Below are 19,132 nucleotides of genomic sequence, written 5' to 3' on the forward strand. Positions count from 1 at the left end.
CCGCTCGATGAGCATCAACCTGAAAACCCTGATCGGGAAACTGAATGACACTTGCCGCAATGCGGCCACCCGCGCGGCCAGCATCTGCGTTGGCCTTGGCCAGTATGAAGTAGACCAGGAACACCTGCTGCTCGCATTGCTGGAGAACCCGCGCAGCGACATGGTGGCCCTGGCGCGCCATTTTGAAGTCGACACCAGCCGCCTGCAGGCCGACCTGCAGGCCGAGATCGCGCGCTTCCGCAGCGGCAATGCGCGCACCCCGGTGTTTTCGGCGCGCCTGCCGAAGCTGTTCGAGCACGCCTGGCTGATCGCCTCGCTCGACCTGCAGGCCGGCCAGCAAGTCTTCATCCGCAGCGGCCACCTGCTGCAGGCCATGCTGACGGATCCCGAACTGTCGCAGCTGGCTTACCGCAGCTCGGCCCTGTTCCATCGCTTTGAGGCCGACGATATCAAGCACCACCTGGACAAGCTGACCGCCAATTCGGAAGAAGCCGAGGCGGCGGCCGCCACGCGCGCCGCGGGCGCGGGCGGCGACGGCGACCTGGGCGGCGATCCGGTCGGCGAAATGCAGCAGCCCGCAGGCAAGACCCCGGCGCTGGACCAGTTCACCACCAACCTGACCGAACGCGCACGCGCCGGCAAGGTCGATCCTGTGATTGGCCGCGATGCGGAAATCCGCCAGGCCATCGACATCCTGATGCGCCGCCGCCAGAACAACCCGATCCTGACCGGCGAGGCCGGCGTCGGCAAGACTGCCGTGGTGGAAGGCCTGGCCCTGCGCATTGCCCAGGGCGACGTGCCGGACGTGCTGAAGGGCGTGGCGATCCACACCCTGGACATGGGCCTGCTGCAGGCCGGCGCCAGCGTCAAGGGCGAATTCGAGAACCGCCTGAAGAACGTGATCGACGAAGTGCGCAAGAGCCCGACGCCGATCATCCTCTTCATCGACGAGGCGCACACCATGATCGGTGCAGGCGGCCAGGCCGGCCAGAACGATGCGGCGAACCTGCTCAAGCCGGCGCTGGCGCGTGGCGAACTGCGCACCATCGCGGCGACCACCTGGGGCGAGTACAAGAAGTACTTCGAGAAGGATGCCGCGCTGGCACGCCGCTTCCAGGTGATCAAGGTCGAGGAGCCGAGCGAGGAACTGGCTTGCGCCATGCTGCGCGGCATGGCTCCGCTGATGGAGCAGCATTTCAATGTGCGCATCTTCGACGAAGCGATCACCGAGGCAGTGCGCCTGTCGCATCGCTACATCATGGGTCGCCAGCTGCCGGACAAGGCAATCAGCGTGCTCGATACCGCCTGCGCCAAAGTGGCGCTGGGCCAGAGCGCCACGCCGGCGCTGATCGAGTCGCTGCAGCGCCGCCTGGAGCGCATGGCAGCTGAGACGGGCGCGCTGGAGCGCGAACTGGCGGCCGGTGGGGCGCATGAAGAGCGCCTCCAGGAACTGGCTGGCCTGCGCAGCGTGGCACAGGAAGAACTGGCTGCACTGCAAGCGCGCTGGGAGCAGGAGAAGGCGCTGGCAGCGCAGATCGGCGAGGCGCGTGCCAGCGTCGAGGCGGCATCTGCGCAGCAGGCCGGCGCCGGCGGCGCAGCGAGCCAGGCGCACGACATCCAGGCGATGCTCAAGGAGCTGCGCGCGCTGCAAGGCGAAGCGCCGATGGTGCCGGTGCAGGTGGACGGCAACGTGGTGGCTGAAATCGTTGCCGGCTGGACCGGCATCCCGCTGGGCAAGATGGTGAAAGACGAAATCCAGGCCGTGCTGAAGCTGCGCCCTGCGCTGGAAGAGCGCGTGATCGGCCAGCCGCACGCCATCGAAGCGGTGGCGCAGCGCGTGCGCACGGCACGCGCCAACCTGGACGACCCGAACAAGCCTAAGGGCGTGTTCCTGTTCGTCGGCCCGTCCGGCATCGGCAAGACCGAAACCGCGCTGGCCCTGGCCGACGCGCTGTACGGCGGCGAGCGCAAGATGGTGACCATCAATATGAGCGAGTACCAGGAAGCGCACAGCGTCTCCGGCCTGAAAGGCTCGCCGCCAGGCTACGTCGGCTACGGCGAAGGCGGCGTGCTGACCGAGGCAGTGCGCCGCAACCCGTACAGCGTGGTGCTGCTCGATGAAGTGGAAAAAGCCCACCCGGACGTGCTGGAACTCTTCTTCCAGGTGTTCGACAAGGGCGTGATGGACGACGCGGAAGGCCGCGAAATCGACTTCCGCAACACCATCATCATCCTGACCTCCAACGTCGGCTCGGCGACCATGATGCAGGCTTGCCTGAACAAGGAGGCGGAAGAAATGCCGTCGCCGGAAGAACTGGAAGCGGCGATCCGCCCGCAACTGGTGAAAGCCTTCAAGCCGGCCTTCCTTGGCCGCCTGAAAGTGGTGCCGTACTACCCGCTGGGCGACGATGTCCTGGCCAGCATCATCACGCTCAAGCTGGACCGCATCGGCCAGCGCGTGGCCGCCAACCACAAGGCGACCTTCCATTACGACGATACGCTGGTCGAAGCCGTGCTGGCGCGTTGCACCGAAGTCGATTCCGGCGCCCGCAATGTGGACAATATCCTGAATGGCACCTTGCTGCCTGAGATTGCGGAAGCGGTGCTGGCGAAAATGGCGGAGGGCAGTGCGATCGGCCGCATTGAAGTAGCGGCCGACCAGCAGGGGAATTTCAGCTACAGCGTAGTCTGATCAGTTGGACGAGGAGATGCCCAGCATCTCCTCGATATGCTGCAGCGAGTTGGAGTCTTTCACCACGCTGCGCAGCCAGGTGTGCAGGTCCTGCTCACCGGCGTCGGCGGCCTTGTCCGCGAAGTACGAGACGGGGCTGTGCGGCTCGGTGCGGCGGAAGAAGCTGGCGATCTCGCGCAGTTGCGTGATGGCCTGGGCGCGCGAAGCAATCGGGCCGCTCGCTTGCGGCGCAACGCCGGCCACCGGCTGCGCAATGATGATCTGCTCGCCGGCGGGAGCCGTGCCAAGCGGCGTGCCGACCGTGGCCGGCAGGCTGGCGTGCGACGGCATCGCGTCGATCATGGCCTGCACGGCATCGCGCGCTGCTGCAAAGCCGGGGCTGTCATTGCCCAGGAATTCATCGGACACCTGTTCCAGTTCTTTCAGGGCATCCATGCAATAGCGCGCATCGGTCGCGAATTGTTCGCGGAAGCGCGGCGAATTGCGCGAGCGAGCCGTCTCCATGTCGGCCAGTTTTGGCCAGTCCGGATTGCGCGCATGCTCCGGCAGGCTGGCCTGCTTGCGGGCCATGTCGAAGTCGATGGCGGAAAACGCCGTGCCCTGGCCTTCGGTCAGCGGCATTTCACGCAGCAGGGTGGGGGTGCGGCCCAGGATCCAGGCCAGGTTGCCGACGCGCTGCTCCATATCGTCGCCGTCCGGCTCAGGATACAAGCCGTTGTTCCAGAATTCACGGATCAGGCCCGCCAGCAGGCGGAAGGCTTCGCCCAGGCCCTGCATGCGGTGCTGCTTGGCCGCGGCTTCCGCCAGCCAGACCGCCACGCGCAGGTCTTTGCTCTTTTCGCCCAGCAGGGTGCTGCAGCGCTTGACGACGAAGTCCCAGTCGGCCTCTTTCAGTTCGGTGACCCATTCGCCCTGCTCCAGTGAAGGGTCGTCAAAGCGGCGCGCCTGCGCAATGGCGTCGAAGTCGCTGGAGAAGGACAGGTCGTCGCCGGCCGGTTGTGCCGGCGAGATCGGCGCCAGCAAGGTTTCTGCGTTAAACATGGATATCTCCTCGGTTACTGCGCCATGCGGAATTCAATACGGCGGTTGCGTGCACGGCCTTCGACCGTGTCGTTGCTGGCGATCGGGCGATCCGGGCCGGAGCCGGAAGCGACCAGGGTCTCGGCAGCAATGCCCTTGCCGGTCAGGTAGTTGCGGACTGCTTCGGCGCGCGCTTGCGACAGGTTCTGGTTGCTGGCGCGCAGGCCCACGTTGTCGGTATGGCCGATGATTTCAACCTTCTGGCCTTTGAGCTTCAGCATCGCGGCGCCCATTTCGTCGAGGATGGCCCTGCCGGTTGGCGTCAGCACGGCCTGGCCGCTTTCGAACTCGACGATGCGGTTGGCCAGCGTGCGATCGAGCACGCCCTGGTCGGCGGCCGACACGCGCAAGCCGTTGGTGACGGTATAGGTAGGATTCAGCCGGGTGGCAAAGTCGCTGGCAATGCGCTGGCGCTGGGCTTCGTTGGCGACTTCGCCGCGCACGGAAACCGTGGTGCCGTCGATCTTGAGCTGGCCGCGGCTGACCTGTTTCAGGTCGGGCGTAATGAGCTTTTGCACGTAATCGCTCCAGTTGGCCGGCGTGGTGACCTGGCCCACGTTGATCTGGTCGAGCACCTTGTCGGCGCCATAGACTTCGCGCAGCTTGGCCAATACTGCAGCCTTGCTGGCTTCATCGGCCACGGTGCCGCTGGCGACCACCTGGCCGGGTACTTGTGCCTGCGCCGCAAAGGCGGCGCACAGCAGGAGGAGGGGAAGGTAACGCATATCAGTTTCCAATAAAGGAAGTACGCAACGAGTCGTGCGCAGATTTCAGGGAAAGTCCGGGATTGGCGAGGTAGGCCGACACCCTCTGGATCGCATGGTCTTCATTCACCTGGTCCTCGACCCAATTGACCTCGTCGAAGGCGATATGGTGGCCTTCGCCGACCTGCGGGTCCATGATGCTGAGCAGGGTTTGCGGCGAGGCGCCGCTGAAACCGAGCACCAGCACCGGCTTGTCATCCAGCCGTGTCAGGAACAGCGACAGCTCGAAGTCGGCGCGCGCCAGGAATGGCGTGACCACGTGCATCCAGAACGCCGCCACCAGGTAGCGGTAGATCGGGTCGGTAGGCAGGGGCAGCACCAGGCTCTTTTCCAGGCGGCTCGAGCTGCTTGCCATCACCGGTTGCAGCAGGATGCCAAGCGCCAGCAGCACCTGGCGCACGCTGCCGGTGAAGCCGGCCTGCGCCAGCATGGCGTCCAGGCCGCCGACAGTCTGCAGTTCGAGGAAATCGGCAAAGGCGGCATCGTAGGCGCTGGCATGGGTGTCCAGTTCCACGGTGTTGCCGTTCAGGGCTTGCAGCGGCGCGGCCGCATCCTCGGCAGACAGCACGCCGCCGCTCAGGTTTTCCAGGCGGTTCCACAGGCGGTTCAGCACCAGCGGGCTGTTGGCGGCAAAAGACGACGGTTCATCGACGTCGATGCTGCCGGCCATCAGGAACGGAAAGCGGCGGCTGGACTGGTCGCTGCTGGCCGCGATATGGCCGGCGATCGCCGCGCGGCGGCGCGGCCCGAACAGCGCAAAGTGCAGCGGCTGCACGGCGTCGTAGGTCAGTTTCCAGCGCGCGTCGGTGCTCAGCATGTCCATCGAGCGCGCCATCCAGTCGTCCATCATCTGCAGCACTTTCGGGTCGCTGCCGCCTTTTACGAAGTCAGCCCGGCTCGGAATCTTGCCGAAGTAACCGATAGCAGCAGCGCGACTCATTGCGCACCTCCCGCGGCGGCAATGGCTGGTTCGCCACCGGCGCCGGCCGGGGCCGGACCGCCAACCACGGTGTCAGGCAGGCGCAGCTTGCGGAAGCCCTGGCTGGCCTGGGCCGGTGCTGCAACCGGAGCAGGCGCCGAAGGCAACAGGCGCAGGTTGGCTGCCACGGTCACGCCGCCGTTGGTCCAGTTCAGTTCAAAGCTGCCATCCGGACGGCGCTTGCGCTGCGCCGCATCGATCATCTTCTTCAGGCCGAAGTGTCCATTCTCTTCCAGCACCACGACCTTCCTGCCGTCCGGCGTGAAGGCGGTAATGCGCGAACCGGGCACGCCTTGCGGGTTAGGCCAAACCATCGACACCCACGGCTGTTGCTGGCCTTTCCAGCGTACCGACTGGCCATCGATCTCGATGGTGTATTCGCTGACGCCCGTCACGGCCACGGTCTGCAGTTCGAAGCGGGTTTGCGCTTCCTCGCTGCTGGCGGCCTGGTTGGCGACGCCGTTCGCACTGAGCGGCGCAATCCAGCCCGGGAAGGCGGTAGCGACGGCAGGCGAGAGGGTAATGCCCATATTGGCCCAGGTCTTGGCGCTCAGGGAGTCGCCGCGGCGCACCACCAGCGGGCCGATGGTCGTGTTGAAGAATTTCGCCACGGCGCCTTCTGGACCGAACACCTGGCCGATTTCGGCATTGCTGGCTTCCTGCCTGGATTCGGCCGCGAACGGATACTTGGTCTGCAGGTCGCGGCGGAACGGCTCCAGCACCTGCGCCGCCCATACCTTGTTGATCTCGGCTTCGGTCGGCTGCACGATGACAGCAAAGGTTTGCATCAGTGGGCGCACCAGCAACGGACGGATGGCCTGCTTCTGCGGGTCGCTCATGCCGACCAGCATCTGCTCGTCGACATATTTCAGGGCGTCGGCCAGTTCGGAGCCGCTGCCATCCAGCGTTTGCTGCATGAGCTGCTTGGCGCCGGGGCCCGGGTCGCCCTGGTTCTTGATCTGGTTGAAGCGCGCGCGCAGCTTGCCCAGGCTATCCATATAGCCGCGCATCAGCGACGCGTTGTTGTCCTTGACGACCACCAGTTGCGCCACGCCGGCGAATTCCCGGCCGACAGGACCGAGCGGCAGCGGTGCGCCAGGCTGGCCTTGCGGATTTGCCGGCAGGTTGATGTTCACCTGCGAAGGCTTCTGGCGCAGGATGGTTTCGCGGAACCAGTCGCCGATGCCGCGCTGGGCACGCTGCAGGCCGCTATCCAGCAGGGTAGGGTTATCCCACGAGGTTTCCTGGTACACGGTGGTGACCAGCTTGGAAATCGGCGAAGTCTGCGGATCGCCCAGGCGATTCATCGCGGTTGCCGCCGCTTCGAAGCCGTTCAAGTCCTTGATCGCCACGCCCTGCAGGAATTTCTGCCATTCCTTGGCATAGTCGTTCTTGTACAGGTCGACCAGGGCTTTCTGGATCTGCTCAGGGCTGCCTTCCAGCGTCAGGTCGTCCTTGGCGGCGGTCTTCAGCACCCAGTCGGCGCTTTGCAGCTCGTGGTTGGCGGCTTCCTTGAAGGCGTCGCGCACATAGCCTTCCCAGGCGGCACGGGTGTAGGCGCCCGAAATCGAATAGCTGCCCACGACCAGTTCGCGGTCCTGGTCGCCAACGATGCGAGCCACGGTCATGGACGGGAAGCGGGTCGAGGCGCGGGCCTTGACGTCCGCATACACGCGTTCGCGCGCCGGCATGCCGCGCACCACGCCGCGCAGGGTGTTGCGCGACTGGTCGACCAGCGCCAGGCGGTTCTCGACGGTCGGCCAGGAAGGATCGTTGATCTCGGACAGGTAGAAGGCGATCAGGCGTTCGGCGCTGCGGATCATCTGCTCGCGCGGCATCGCCCCGCGATTCGACTCCAGCCATACGCGCCAGAAGCGGGTCAGCTGGTCGTTCAGGTGGCTCGCTTCGGCGCGCGACTTATCACCCAGCATCAGGTAGGTTTTCAGCGCGTTGTAGGCGTCTTCCACGTTTTCTGGTGAGGCGTCCTTGAACTGCTGCGGCCCGGCGTGTGCCACGGCAGGCGCCGGCGTTGCAGGCGCAGTGCCTGGCGTCGCGCCTGGCGCTGCAGGCGCCGCTGCGGCTGCCGGCGTGGCCGCGGCATTGCGCGCCAGCGGTTGCAGGCGCTCGGCATTGGTATTGACTTCGCCCAGGAAGGTTTCCAGGGATTGGCCAACGGGTTTCAGCATCACTTCACGAACGCCGGCGAAGTATTCTTCGCGCAGCTTGCGTTCCAGATAAGCACCCTGGTACAGGCCCAGGCTGACCGACAGTGGACGGTTGTCGCGGAAGCGGTCCAGTTGTTCGATACGGTCCTGCAGGATTTCCAGCGCCTCCAGGCGTGCCGCCAGGTCAGGGCGCTGCTTTTGCAGCTTCACGACTTTGTCGAGATCGGCCTGCACATTGGCCACCAGGGTGCGGTTGCCCATGTAGGACCAGCTCCAGCCGCCCAGCAGCAAGCCGCTCAGCGCCACCGCGCCGAAGAAGGCCGCATAGCGCATGCGCACTTTTGCCGGGCTGGCGTATTGCGCCACCAGGTTCTTGTCCGCAAAGATCACGTTGCGGAACAACTTGAGCAGGAAGTAGCCATGCTGCTGTTCGCTGCCGTGGTGCTCTTCGCGTTGCAGGCTCAGGTCGAAACGCTGCGCCACGCGGTGCGAGGTGGCGGAGACGCCTTCGCCTTCCTGCAGCGCGCTGGTGAAGTAGAAGCCGCGGAACACGGGCTTGAACTGGAAGGGGTTTTCTTCGAACAGCGTCGCGATGAAGGTGCGCAGCGGCGCCTTGACCGAGTTGAACTCCAGCGGGAATGTGAACACGCCGGACGGCAGGCGTTCGCGCCATTGCAGGGCCATATTGGCCAGGCTCATTTCCTTCAGGCCTTCATACAGCTCGTCAAAGCGCGCATCGAACTGGCGCAGCAGGTCTTCGTTCGGCTGGTTCTTGTGGTAGGGCAGGGTGGCGCCCCAGACGCGGTCGCGTTCGCCGATTTCGGAATCGTGGAAGAAGTCGGTGAAGCCGTTGATCAGGTCGGCCTTGGTAAAGACGACGTAGACCGGCGCATGCACTTCCAGCTTTTCGGTCAGCTCCTGCACGCGCTGGCGCAGGTTCTTGGCCAGTTCGATCGCGAATTCCGGGCGCTTGCCGGTCAGCTCGGCGATGCTGACGGCAATGATGATGCCGTTGATCGGTGCTTTCTTGCGGTACTTCTTCAGCAGGTTGAGGAAGCCAAACCATTCGGCGCGGTCTTCGTCGTTGACCGCATAGCGGCCGGCGGTATCGAGCAGGATGCCGTCGGTGGTGAAGAACCAGTCGCAGTTACGGGTACCGCCCACGCCTTGCACGATACGGCTGCCGGCCAGCGGAAACTGCAGGCCGGAATTGGCGATCGCCGTGCTCTTGCCGGCGGCCGGATTACCAATGATCATGTACCAGGGCAGCTCATACAAGGCAGCGCTGCCGGAGCGCAGGCCCAGCTTGGAAGTCTTGATGGTCTGGATCGCATCGAGCATGCGCTTGCGCAGGGCTTCCGTTTCGTGGCGCGGCGCTGGTTCGGCCTTGGCAGGCGTTGTGACGGCCTGCTGTTCCAGCATGCTGCCCAACTGGGTGGCGGCGCGGCGCGCGCGATAGCGACGCCACGACCAGACCATTATGCCAAGCAGCAGGGCGGCTGCCAGCACGGCAAAGGCCAGGGTGTATGGCAATTCCAGCAGCACCGCCGCCACTAGCAGGAATGCCGCGAAGGCAAGCCAGCCGTAGATAAGGAAGGCGGTGCGCGAGGTCAGGATTTCCCGGATTCTGTGCATCATTTTTCTACTCTTGCAAGGTTAGCTAAGGGATTGCGCTTTATTTGCCGGGGCCGGGTGCGGCCGGCCAGCAAGGCGTAACGTTGGGGTGGGGCGCTGTTGGCCAGCGTGAGCGCAAGGGCGCCGCGTCTTGTAAATGTGCTCCAGGCATTCCGAATTCCTATTTCCTTCTCACGCCGTCCACACGCAACTCCGTGTGGCCGAAATCCATCATCTTCCAGCGGCCGCCCCAGGTCAGGCCCAGGCTTTCCGCCACTTCACCGAACAGCTGGTATCCGCGCATGGCCCATGGATCACGCTCCGAGATCACGAGCTTGCCGTCGCGCAGGAAGGCGCAGTCGGCGGCCAGGCCGTATTGGTGCCAGCTCTGGAAGGCCTTGGCATTGGTCACGTTGCTGCCTTGCGCCGCCAGCGCGTCCTGGCGCTCAGGACTGCGGTAGCCTTCCAGGATGGCCATGTCGTAGCCATGGCGCTCCTTCATGATGCGGAACGCCTGCAGCAAGCGCTGCGAATAGTCCTTATCCAGCAAGGCCCAGTCGCGGCTTGCCGACACCAGGCCAGGGCGCACGATTTCGACTTCCGGTGTCATGAACAGCATCGGAGGCAGGGGAGCCGGCGGCACCAGCTGCTCACCGTGCAGCAGCTCCGATACCTGCTGGTTCGCTTCGCGCACCGGCGCATCGAAGCCGCCCACCATGGTGCGGCTGCTGGCCATCCAGGCGACGACTGCCGGCAGCAGCATGATGAACAGCGCCGCAAGCGCGGTCCATTTGTGTTCGCGCAGGAAGTTTCCGCCCTGGCGCATGGCCAAGGCCGATTCCGAACCCAGTGCACCGGCCTGCTCGCCGCCGCGGCGCGCGATGTTCTGCACGCGGCGCTGGAAACGGCTGCCCACCAGCTCCAGGCGGCGCGAGACATAGGCCCGCCCGGCAGGGAACAGGACCATCCAGCTCAGCGCGCAAGCCAGCAGGAAATACAGCACGACAGCGACGAACACCACAATTAACCTCTGGAATCTAAATTACTAATTTGATAACATCGCGGGCGCGTGTCGCCTTAGCAATAAATTATTGCGGGAAAGTATATCTTGAAGTTCTGATAATCTGCTTTTACTTGGATTTCAATCGTGCGCGCCCCCGTTAAAGGCGGTCTGCCCTAGAGTGCGCACCTTTTTCCTGGGATAAAGTATATTAATGATAACCTTTGCCAGGAGTAATCCATTGTCATCAAGCAACGAAACCCGGAAACCGGCAGGCCGTCCAAGCCTGCTTTCGGCCGAGCAGCAAAATGCTCTAGAGAATCAACCAGCTTCGCCGGCAGCGTTTGAGCCGCCGCCTGCGGAAGCTCCGCGTCGCAAACACTTGTGGATTGCCGGCGGCGTGAGCGTCCTGCTGATCGCCGTCGCCCTGGCGTTTGTGTCGTTCGGCGGAAGTGAACCGGCTGCCGAAACAGTGGCTGCCGCAGCGGCGCCTGCAACAGCGCCGGCATCCGCAGCAGCGACCGCGCCTGCTGCCGCACCCGCCGGTGCAGCAGAGCAGCCCGCACAGCCAGCAGACAATTCGCCGCTAGGCGCCTTGAATGCGCCACAAGTCGCAGCCATCATCGATGAATCGCCGCCGCCTGTCGTCGGCAAGCCAAAGGAATCGCTGAAGCAGATGCTGGAAAGCGGGACTCCGGCCGCAAGCAAGCCCGCTGCGGCAAAGGCGGTACGCAAGCCGGCCAAGGAAAAACCAGCCAGGGAGTCCGAGCAGGAAGCCACGCAGCCATCCGCGGAAGAGGAGAATGACGTCCAGCTCCTGGCGGCGCTGGTGGCCCACGCCAAGTACGACACTTCAGCAAACGCCCGCATGTCCTTGTCGAAGGCGCTCGACCAATGCAAGAAGCAGGGCAAGCAGGATGCGGCCCGCTGCCGTATCCGTGTCTGCGAAGGTCGCTGGAAGAAAAACGAATGCCGCGTGTACAGCCGCAGCAAGCTTGAAAAAGCCGCGATGGGCGCTTGAGGCTCTGAGCTCGGAAGGGGCGCCCCTTCAGTTCGTCGCCGGCATTGCGCGACCTTCGTCATAGTGCGCACTAGGCAGCAACGACAGCATCAGGATTGAGAGGGAATTGTTGGCGGACCGAATCGCGCCTTCCGACGGAAGGCCGAGTGCTCCGTCATAGCCACATGCCAGGACGGCAACCGGCCGTGAGTCCAGCCATCCGCGCCTTGCTTTCTCGATCGTCACATGCGCGTTTTCCATTTTCAGGAAGGGCAGCGGGAATTGAAAGACTTCTGCCAGCACGCCCGTTTCTTCCGGGGCGGCCTGATGGACTAGCTCCTTCAGCATTTCGGGATCGCCGCAATGCTGTTCAACCAGTTGCGAGAAGTTGTCGGAATCCAGACTCTCAATCCCGAACTGAGGCAATGCCGAATACATGATCTTTTCAACGCCAGTTGATTCGGGCGCAATCCGCGCGCTCCAACCGAAGGTTACCTGGCTTTGCCAGTTGTCGATGCGGATGCCCTGTAGCAGCGGCAGCTTCTCGAGCTTTTTCCAATGGATCTCGTTCGAGTAAATCCGGCCAAGGCCAGCCTTGCGCAGGACAGGGGTGATGTCCTGCCCGAGGAAGAAGGCCCGTTGAGTACTCGTTACGCGCAATGGGGCGCCGTCATGGAACGCCTTCAGATCGCGGAAGGTCTTGTCTGCATACGCTTCGCCTTCGCCAAGGTACTCGAACAGGGGAGTCGCGGCGTAGAGACCGGCATACTGCGGATGCTTCGTCGCGTTGTGAAAAGAGAGCGCCAGTTCCACCTCATGGCCGTTCAGGCGAATCCGGACGTCGTTGATCCTTGTCTCGCCCAGCTGGACGCCGACCGTCAATGGCACTGCATTCTCGAAGTCGTAAGCGAAGCCTGTGCTGGCGAAGCAGGCAGAAATGATGAAGGCCAGGGTGGTCTTAAGCCGCATGTTTGATTAATTTGCTGGTCTGATTCGCTTGAATTTACCGCTTTCGAGAAGCTGGTATTCCGGGTTGCCGTCCTCATCGACGCAGATATATTCTTCAGTGAGGTTGCAGCGTACATTGAGCTGATCGACGACCTTTCCGGATTTAATGGAGAGGTAAGCGCCACCCATGACATCGCGGCCTCCGTTCTCGCCCGCCTCAAGGTCGTTCACTCGAACGACGACAATGCCTTTGAATGGTGGGAGAACGTTAAAGACCGGGTGCAGGCCGTGTGAGAAAGGCGTTGCGTAGTCATCGGCAAAACTTGCGCCACCTTTTCGATAGTCGTGGTGGCCAACAAGCTGCGCGATATAGTTCGCGCTCTCTTTCCTGGCGATATAGGGGTTGAAAACCGGCGAGCATTGACTGGTTTCCCGCAAACCTCCGCCGCGGCCGGCCAGATGGCTCTCGCAATGGTTTGCAAAAATCTCGGCATCGAACGGCAGGTGAGATGGCGAGAGTCCCGCTAACTCGGGCTGGCGGGCTTCGTTGTTCGCGGCCATGCCTCCAGCGCGCACAAAGCTATAAAAGGTCTCGCCACCGGCTGCGACCAGCAATCTATCTCCGTCAACCAATACATCTTCGAATTCTTCGCTGCAGTCCTGCGAGGGGCCTTCCAGATGGTAGTAGAAACCGTTCTTGGGGAGTGCAACATCAAACTCTTTCCTGATGAAGGCGCCCAGGGCAGTCTCGCTTACCCCTCCTTTAAGCGCCAACTGAAAGAGTTCGCTGTAATAGTACTTTTTCCGCTGGTACGTGCCTAAGCAACGCGGATCAAAGTTGGTTCGATTGTTGACGATCTGGAGTATCTTTTTGCCGGGTGGTAGAACAGTTTTCTGATGACGGTAGTAAGCGCTGGCCTTTTCAAATCGCCAGGTGCCGGAAAGGTCCGCGGCAGACGAATGAGAACAGGGAAGGAGAGCCAGAAGGTAAAGAAGAGTGAAGGATGTTAACCGGTTCATTCGCGTGGCGATCCAGGGCTTTTGTTAGAAGTGCTTGAACTTGCCTGTCGGCTGAAGCTGGTATTGCCTGGTTTCGCCCGCCATGCAGATGTAGTTCTCATTCATGACGCACGTGGCGTCGACCTGGTCGACCACCTTGCCGTCTTTGATCGACAGGAATACGCCGGACATCACTTCGCGTTCTCCATTCTGCGGCTCGAGGTCTTCCACATGAACCACGGTCACGTCTTTCATTAGCGGCAAAACCGTATACACGGGATGAAGCTTGTTCGCAAACGGAGGAGCGTAGTCTTGCGCCATCTGTGCTCCTCGTTTCTCGTAGTTATTACTGCCAATTAGCTGTGCGAGCCTGTTCTTGCTTTCGCTATCTGCCACATATGGGTAATAGACGGGGGCACACTTCGTGGTCGCACTGGGTTTGCCGCTCTGGCCAGTAATGTTGGCGGCACAGAGCTTGTAGAAGCCAAGGGTATCGTAAGGCAGCTGCGAGAATTGATGGCCGTCCGCGATCGTCGAGGGCGGATTCGAATTGCCCTGGCCGGCGCCCGTGCGTCGGTAAACGCGAAGAACAACGCCGCCAACAGGAACGAGCAGGGTGTCGTCCTGGACCAGAAGCCGTTTGTAATCGTCGCCGCACTTGGGCGAACCGACGTCCGATTTGAAGTAGACAGCCTTCGGGCCTAGGTCGAATGAAGCCTGCCCCTTCAGGAAATCCTTCAATTTCACTTCATTGAAGCCATTCTTTAACAGCAGCTGGAAGGCTTCCGAGTAGTTGAACTTCTCCTTGTTCGCTTTTCCGGAGCAGTTTTCATTCACCCAGACCCCATTGTCAACAATTTGCCGATGGGGATTTGCAGGGGGCTTCGGTGAATCCATGACCTGGAGAGGATCGAGGCTGCGTTCATACTTCCACGTGCCATTGATGTCAGAACCAGAAGCGGCTTGAATTGAGAGTACGCCAACCAGGGCTGCAGTAAAGCGCATCATTTACTTGAACAGGCGGGCTGCTTCAGCGGTCATTGCTTCGTTCACGTCGCAGAAATTGCGCTTGCTGGCGACCTTGCCGACCTCTCGGAAGGACAGTGCCGGTGCGTCCACCGTCTCGGGATCATCATTCTTTTTCAATTCCAGCACCGTGAAGTTCACGCGGCGCTCGTCTGCCCACATGCCATCGCGCTCGGCATAAACCACACGCAGGCCAGACTTTGTCTTGAAAGCGCGGAATCCGCTGATGGCGCAATCGGCGCCAGATTCCAGTTGCAGCGCTGGGACGAAGCGCTTCTTGATTTCGAAGGGAATCTGCTGTGCTGGACCCTTGTCATTGGCGCGGAAGAAGGTAATGGCGCGCAAAGTGTGGGGCGTGTTCCTGTCGATGTCGGTGTACAGCATTTGCAGTTCCATGCCGTTTGTCGAAATGCTTGTGATGTCGCGTTGTGGGGTGATGAATTGCTGCGCGTGCAGCGGCAGGCCGATGGCGAGCAGCAGCGCGCCAAGGAGATGAGCTTTCATGTGACTCTCCGGGTTATGCGATGTGCGAGCGGGCGAAGTCGATCAGCTCGCGCGGATAGAAGTGGTCTTGGCGGTAGCTGGCGTCGTCGATGCCCAGCACGAAGCTGATGGCTGCGGCTTCCAGCGACCAGTAGCCGAAGAACTGGACGCCCTTGCGGTTGGTGCCGAAATACGGTTCGTCTTCGCTCATGTCGTACCAGGCACGCATGTAGCCGGCCATCAGGGCGGGGCGCATTTCGGGAGCTGCGGCGAAAATCGGCAGGGCTTGCGAGTAGGGTCTGCCCCGCGTACATTTTTTTGGCGGGGCTTCGCGGCCAGGCACGAAAGGTGCGACCAACTGCTCCAGCAGCGCGTCGCGACGACGGTTGCCATAATCAAGGATAGGCATGATGCGGGCCAGCTTCTCTTCATGGCCCAGCAGGATGGCGAAACACACCAGCGACAGGCCGGTGTGATAGTCATCGTCTTGCAGGTCCAGCCAGTGCTTGTAGCAGTCCTCGTCCTCGCCGCTCTCCGGCCGTGTAAATGGCGTTAGGAAGCGCGCGTAGTCTTCCCAAAAGCTGAGAGCCAGCGGAAAAAAAGTATTGAGGTCCTCCAATGCATGGCCGGCGCTGTAGCTATTGCGCAGGTGATTCACGGACTCCCATGCCAGCAGGTGTGCTCCGTCATACTGATCCGGGTCGGCGCATTCGTAACAGACCTTGTCGGTGAAGTGCGCCAGGTTTTCCTCGTAGCTGTCATAGCGCATGCGGCTGGAGCGGCGCCGCTGCTCGAAATCGGCAGGGGACAGCTTCTTGTGCCGCCAAAACATGGCCAGGTCTTCGAGCGTATCGGGCGGCGCCAGTTCGGCGCTTTCCACGATGGATGCGGCGACGTACGTCGGCATCTTGCCTGCATTGGCCTGGCGTGCAAAGGCGGCCATGTGCGCCGGATAGTAGGGCAGGTGGCGATAGCTCGCATCGTCGATGCCCAGCACCAGGGTGATGGCGGCCGCCTCCCACGACCAGTAGCCGACGAACTGGTAACCAGATTTGTGCAGGTCGTAATAGTTTTCGCGGCGGCTGGCCTCGTACCATTCTGCGAGATATTGCGCCATCAGTGCCGGCCGTTCGGCGGGCTGCGCGGCAAAGATGGGGAGAACCTTCGAATACGGCAGGTTGCGGCGGCAGATGCCGACAGACGGATCGCGCCCTTCGACGCAGCAACTGAGCAAGCGTTCGACCAGCGCGTCGCGCTTCTCATTGCGGTAGTCGATCAGCGGCACCAGGCGATGCAGCATATCCTGCTTGCCGAGCAGGAGGCCAAGGCAAACCATGGTCAGCGCCTGATGGTACTCCGGACCGGCCAGCGCAACATGCGGCCAAGGAGTCTCGCGATCATTGCTGTCGTTATAGGCTTGGTTGTAGTGGGCGTAGGTTTCCCAATGTTCGACCGCACGGTCGTAGAAAGCTTGAAGCTGGGCGATGTCATGCCCGCCGCTATAGCAGTTGACCAGGAACGCGGTGGCGTCAGTCGCCAGGCGCTTGGTCGTGTTCATCAGGTTATAGAGCGGGATCGCCGAGATCATCTCGGGCGGTTGCTGCAGGCGTTCCCTCACATGCTCGAACGTCTCGAGCTGGTCATGGAAGTTTTCTTCGTAGCCGTGATACCTAAGCAGGGGTTCGCGCAGGGACTGGTGAAAGTCGCTTTCTGACAGCGGGGCATGCATGGGTGTTGCTCTTTCTGTAACGATGCGGACCGCCATTACAGCCTAGAATTTCGTGAACGGCAAGAGTGATTCAATTGAATCGGGGGTGGCAGGCGAAAAAAAGCGGGAAGAGCCCGAAAGCCAATCCCGCTTTGTTGTATTGCATAGACGTTCAGGCGTCCTGCTTAGCCTTGTTTCTCGTCGTCGCCAGCAGTCGCTGGGTACGGACGGTTGACCCACAGGATCCAGTAGCGCGCCAGGTCGGCACGGCCATCGGCGCCTTGCACGGTTTCCAGGATCTTGATGGCTTCATCCTTCTTGCCGGCCATCGCGTAGGAGTAGCCCAGGCGCAGCTTGGCATCTTCCGCGTTTTTCAGGCCGCCCTTGGCGATGCCGTCCTGGATCAGCTGGATACCCTTGTCATACTGGCCCATGGTCACGAACGCGTAACCAAGGTTGACCATGCCGGTGCCGTTCTTGGCCTTGCGGGCCGAAGATTCGGTGGAGGCGATGTTCTTCATGTCGTCTGCGGCTTGCCTGTCAAGTTCGCCCTTCAGCTTCTTGATCTTGGCGTTCTGGGTCACAGCACCGTTGGCGATGCCGGCATCCAGGACGGCCTTGCCTTCGATGAACTGGCCTTCGAGCTGGTCGACTTCGGCCAGTTCCACGTAGTCCTGTTCTTCCATCTTGGTGGTGGCCACTTTCTGCAGGCGAATGATGTCAGCCGAGAAGCGGGTGGAGTAGTTTTCCTTGCCGCGGGTGCGGTACAGCATGTCCGACCAGTAGCGGTCACGTGGATGCCAGCGCACCAGGCCTTCCAGCGCCGTCAGGTAGGTAGCCTTGTCCTTCAGGCGATGCGAGGCGTCGGCCAGCATGTGAAGCTCTTCGCGGGTCATTGGCTGGTTAGCCTTGATGCTGTCGTTCAGCTTCTTCAGTAGGTCGGCCTGCACGCCCTTGTAATCGCCCGATTCGAAGCGGATCGCCATGATCTGGCGCGCCACTTTCGGGTCGCCGGACAGTTCGCCGTACTTCTGCAGGTTTTCGATGGTCTTGGGGTAGTTCTTCTGCTCCTGGTAGTAGCCCGCCAGCGCTTGCGTGAACTTGGCCTTCTCATCTTTCTCCAGGCGGCCCGAAGCCAGCACGTACTCCAGCATTTCGATCAGCTTCGGCTTGTCGCCCATGCCAAGGGCGGTGGCCAGGCGCATGCGGTTGATGAAATACTGCTCGTAGGAGGATTTGTTCGGCATTGCATCTGCCTGGTCCAGCAAGGCGTTCACTTCGCCATATTTTTTGGCATCCAGCAGAGGGGCCAGGATTTTGCTGTCCAGGAATTTAACCATCTCTTTGCGCACCGTCTCTTGTGGAGCCGCGGCAGCCTGTTTGTCTTGCGCGTGTGCGGTCTGGACCAGCGCCGGGACGGCGCCCAGGCCGATGGCTGCCAGCAGCAGGCCGATACGTGCGAAACGATGTTGGGTCATGGTATGTGATCCTTCTTGTGGTTGAGGCAAACGTCTATTCTCCCATAATTTCGTCATGGGACCGGTTTTCTGAAGTAGCCAATTGTAACGATATATTATGGCCGGTCGAGAGCCGTGCCGTCAGCCGCAAACAGCATGCAGCGCTCCGGCGGCAGGAACAGCGTGGCAGCTGCGCCGGGTGCTGGCAGCGGATGATCCTGTGCCAGTTTCACCGCCAGCGCCTCCGCCATGCCGGGCAAGGCCGCGTAAACGATGGACTGATCGCCAAGATACTCCACATGGCTGATCGCGACAGCGGCCGCATTGTAAGCTTCTTCCCGCATTTGCAGGTGTTCCGGACGCACGCCAAGCGTGACGCTGGCGCCGCGCTCGACCTCGCCGGGCAGGACCGCCACTTCGACGATGGCGCCGCCCGGCAGTAGCACCGCCACGTGCGTGGCGCCTACGGCCATCACTTCGCCCGGGATGAAGTTCATGCGCGGCGCGCCGAGGAAGCCGGCCACGAACAGGTTGGCCGGGCTGTTATACAGTTGCTGCGGCGTGCCTGCCTGTTCAACCTTGCCGCCGTTGAACACCACGATGCGCTGGCCCAGCGTCATTGCTTCCACCTGGTCGTGCGTCACATAGATGGTGGTGGTGCCCAGTTCCTTGTGCAGCCGGCCGATTTCCAGCCGCATTTGTACGCGCAGGCCGGCATCCAGGTTGGACAGCGGTTCGTCGAACAGGAACAGCTGCGGCTTGCGCACGATGGCGCGGCCAATGGCCACGCGCTGGCGCTGGCCGCCGGATAGTTCCTTTGGCTTGCGATGGAGCAGGTGGCCGATCTGCAGCGTGGCGGCGGCGCGTTCCACTCCCGCGCGCAATTCGGCGGCGGGCGTGCCGGCCAGCTTCAGGCCGAATGCCATGTTTTCATACACCGTCATGTGCGGGTACAGCGCATAGGACTGGAACACCATCGCCAGTCCTCGCTGGGCCGGCGGCACGCTGTTGGCGAGCCGACCGCCGATATGCAGTTCGCCGCCGCTGATTTCTTCCAGCCCGGCGATCATGCGCAGCAGCGTCGACTTGCCGCAACCGGACGGGCCGACAAACACGGTGAATTCACCGTCCGCGATGTCCAGGTTTATGCCCTGGATGACCGGGTCATTGTCGCCATAGCGCTTGGCGATATTGCGCAGCGAGACCGATGCCATGAA

Annotated in this window: 14 protein-coding genes; 2 read left to right on the forward strand and 12 right to left on the reverse strand. The window is 62.0% G+C overall.

Annotation, left to right across the window (positions count from 1 at the left end):
- The first annotated feature begins 7 nt into the window (after positions 1–7).
- The gene (gene tssH / locus ACN9MU_RS10070; RefSeq protein ID WP_426170289.1) at positions 8–2,692 is read left to right on the forward strand and encodes a type VI secretion system ATPase TssH; all 2,685 of its coding nucleotides are present in this window, start codon (positions 8–10) and stop codon (positions 2,690–2,692) included.
- Here the strand turns inward: tssH and tssA are convergent, their stop codons facing one another.
- The 5 genes from tssA to ACN9MU_RS10095 form a co-directional block, all read right to left on the reverse strand.
- The gene (gene tssA / locus ACN9MU_RS10075) at positions 2,693–3,733 is read right to left on the reverse strand and encodes a type VI secretion system protein TssA (protein ID WP_426322086.1); all 1,041 of its coding nucleotides are present in this window, start codon (positions 3,731–3,733) and stop codon (positions 2,693–2,695) included.
- A 14-nt stretch (positions 3,734–3,747) separates the two neighbouring features.
- A complete protein-coding gene (locus tag ACN9MU_RS10080; protein ID WP_426170292.1) occupies positions 3,748–4,497 on the reverse strand; it encodes an OmpA family protein in 750 nt (249 codons plus the stop codon).
- Position 4,498: 1 nt separating this feature from the next.
- Positions 4,499–5,476 carry a type VI secretion system-associated protein TagF gene (gene tagF / locus ACN9MU_RS10085; RefSeq protein ID WP_426170293.1) on the reverse strand — a complete coding sequence of 326 codons (978 nt, stop codon included), beginning with the start codon at positions 5,474–5,476 and terminating at the stop codon, positions 4,499–4,501.
- Positions 5,473–9,315, reverse strand: coding sequence for a type VI secretion system membrane subunit TssM (gene tssM, locus ACN9MU_RS10090; RefSeq protein WP_426323722.1), 3,843 nt, complete (start codon positions 9,313–9,315; stop codon positions 5,473–5,475). Before tssM ends, tagF begins: the two co-directional genes overlap by 4 nt.
- Before the next feature lie 160 nt (positions 9,316–9,475).
- Positions 9,476–10,315: a M15 family metallopeptidase gene (locus ACN9MU_RS10095; RefSeq protein ID WP_426170295.1), complete on the reverse strand. Its 840-nt coding sequence runs from the start codon at positions 10,313–10,315 to the stop codon at positions 9,476–9,478.
- Between the two features lie 379 nt (positions 10,316–10,694).
- Here ACN9MU_RS10095 and ACN9MU_RS10100 point away from each other — a divergent pair, with 379 nt between their 5' ends.
- Positions 10,695–11,315 (forward strand): hypothetical protein, encoded by a 621-nt coding sequence (locus tag ACN9MU_RS10100; protein WP_426170296.1) that lies wholly within the window; start codon positions 10,695–10,697, stop codon positions 11,313–11,315.
- 27 nt (positions 11,316–11,342) lie between these two features.
- Here the strand turns inward: ACN9MU_RS10100 and ACN9MU_RS10105 are convergent, their stop codons facing one another.
- The 7 genes from ACN9MU_RS10105 to ACN9MU_RS10135 form a co-directional block, all read right to left on the reverse strand.
- The gene (locus tag ACN9MU_RS10105; protein ID WP_426344517.1) at positions 11,343–12,263 is read right to left on the reverse strand and encodes a hypothetical protein; all 921 of its coding nucleotides are present in this window, start codon (positions 12,261–12,263) and stop codon (positions 11,343–11,345) included.
- 6 nt (positions 12,264–12,269) lie between these two features.
- On the reverse strand, positions 12,270–13,262 hold the full coding sequence (locus tag ACN9MU_RS10110) for a hypothetical protein (protein WP_426170300.1): 993 nt from the start codon (positions 13,260–13,262) through the stop codon (positions 12,270–12,272).
- Between the two features lie 24 nt (positions 13,263–13,286).
- On the reverse strand, positions 13,287–14,249 hold the full coding sequence (locus tag ACN9MU_RS10115) for a hypothetical protein (protein ID WP_426344518.1): 963 nt from the start codon (positions 14,247–14,249) through the stop codon (positions 13,287–13,289).
- The gene (locus ACN9MU_RS10120; RefSeq protein WP_426170303.1) at positions 14,250–14,771 is read right to left on the reverse strand and encodes a carbapenem self-resistance protein CarG family protein; all 522 of its coding nucleotides are present in this window, start codon (positions 14,769–14,771) and stop codon (positions 14,250–14,252) included.
- 13 nt (positions 14,772–14,784) lie between these two features.
- Positions 14,785–16,479, reverse strand: coding sequence for a PoNe immunity protein domain-containing protein (locus ACN9MU_RS10125; RefSeq protein WP_426170304.1), 1,695 nt, complete (start codon positions 16,477–16,479; stop codon positions 14,785–14,787).
- A gap of 164 nt (positions 16,480–16,643) precedes the next feature.
- Positions 16,644–17,936, reverse strand: coding sequence for a tetratricopeptide repeat protein (locus ACN9MU_RS10130; protein WP_426322103.1), 1,293 nt, complete (start codon positions 17,934–17,936; stop codon positions 16,644–16,646).
- A gap of 95 nt (positions 17,937–18,031) precedes the next feature.
- Positions 18,032–19,129, reverse strand: a complete 1,098-nt coding sequence (locus tag ACN9MU_RS10135; RefSeq protein WP_426322105.1) for an ABC transporter ATP-binding protein — start codon at positions 19,127–19,129, stop codon at positions 18,032–18,034.
- Between the last annotated feature and the right edge of the window lie 3 nt (positions 19,130–19,132).

Origin of the sequence: Pseudoduganella sp. R-32 (assembly GCF_049913245.1) — a bacterium.
Taxonomy (GTDB): Bacteria; Pseudomonadota; Gammaproteobacteria; order Burkholderiales; family Burkholderiaceae_D; genus Rugamonas.

What these genes read in the sequence shown, in the direction of transcription:
- tssA (WP_426322086.1), bottom strand. Translation starts at nt 3,733, where the DNA reads ATGTTTAACGCAGAAACCTTGCTGGCGCCGATCTCGCCGGCACAACCG.
- ACN9MU_RS10110 (WP_426170300.1), bottom strand. Translation starts at nt 13,262, where the DNA reads ATGAACCGGTTAACATCCTTCACTCTTCTTTACCTTCTGGCTCTCCTT.
- tagF (WP_426170293.1), bottom strand. Translation starts at nt 5,476, where the DNA reads ATGAGTCGCGCTGCTGCTATCGGTTACTTCGGCAAGATTCCGAGCCGG.
- ACN9MU_RS10105 (WP_426344517.1), bottom strand. Translation starts at nt 12,263, where the DNA reads ATGCGGCTTAAGACCACCCTGGCCTTCATCATTTCTGCCTGCTTCGCC.
- tssM (WP_426323722.1), bottom strand. Translation starts at nt 9,315, where the DNA reads ATGCACAGAATCCGGGAAATCCTGACCTCGCGCACCGCCTTCCTTATC.
- ACN9MU_RS10120 (WP_426170303.1), bottom strand. Translation starts at nt 14,771, where the DNA reads ATGAAAGCTCATCTCCTTGGCGCGCTGCTGCTCGCCATCGGCCTGCCG.
- ACN9MU_RS10125 (WP_426170304.1), bottom strand. Translation starts at nt 16,479, where the DNA reads ATGCATGCCCCGCTGTCAGAAAGCGACTTTCACCAGTCCCTGCGCGAA.
- tssH (WP_426170289.1), top strand. Translation starts at nt 8, where the DNA reads ATGAGCATCAACCTGAAAACCCTGATCGGGAAACTGAATGACACTTGC.
- ACN9MU_RS10135 (WP_426322105.1), bottom strand. Translation starts at nt 19,129, where the DNA reads ATGGCATCGGTCTCGCTGCGCAATATCGCCAAGCGCTATGGCGACAAT.
- ACN9MU_RS10080 (WP_426170292.1), bottom strand. Translation starts at nt 4,497, where the DNA reads ATGCGTTACCTTCCCCTCCTCCTGCTGTGCGCCGCCTTTGCGGCGCAG.
- ACN9MU_RS10115 (WP_426344518.1), bottom strand. Translation starts at nt 14,249, where the DNA reads ATGATGCGCTTTACTGCAGCCCTGGTTGGCGTACTCTCAATTCAAGCC.
- ACN9MU_RS10130 (WP_426322103.1), bottom strand. Translation starts at nt 17,936, where the DNA reads ATGACCCAACATCGTTTCGCACGTATCGGCCTGCTGCTGGCAGCCATC.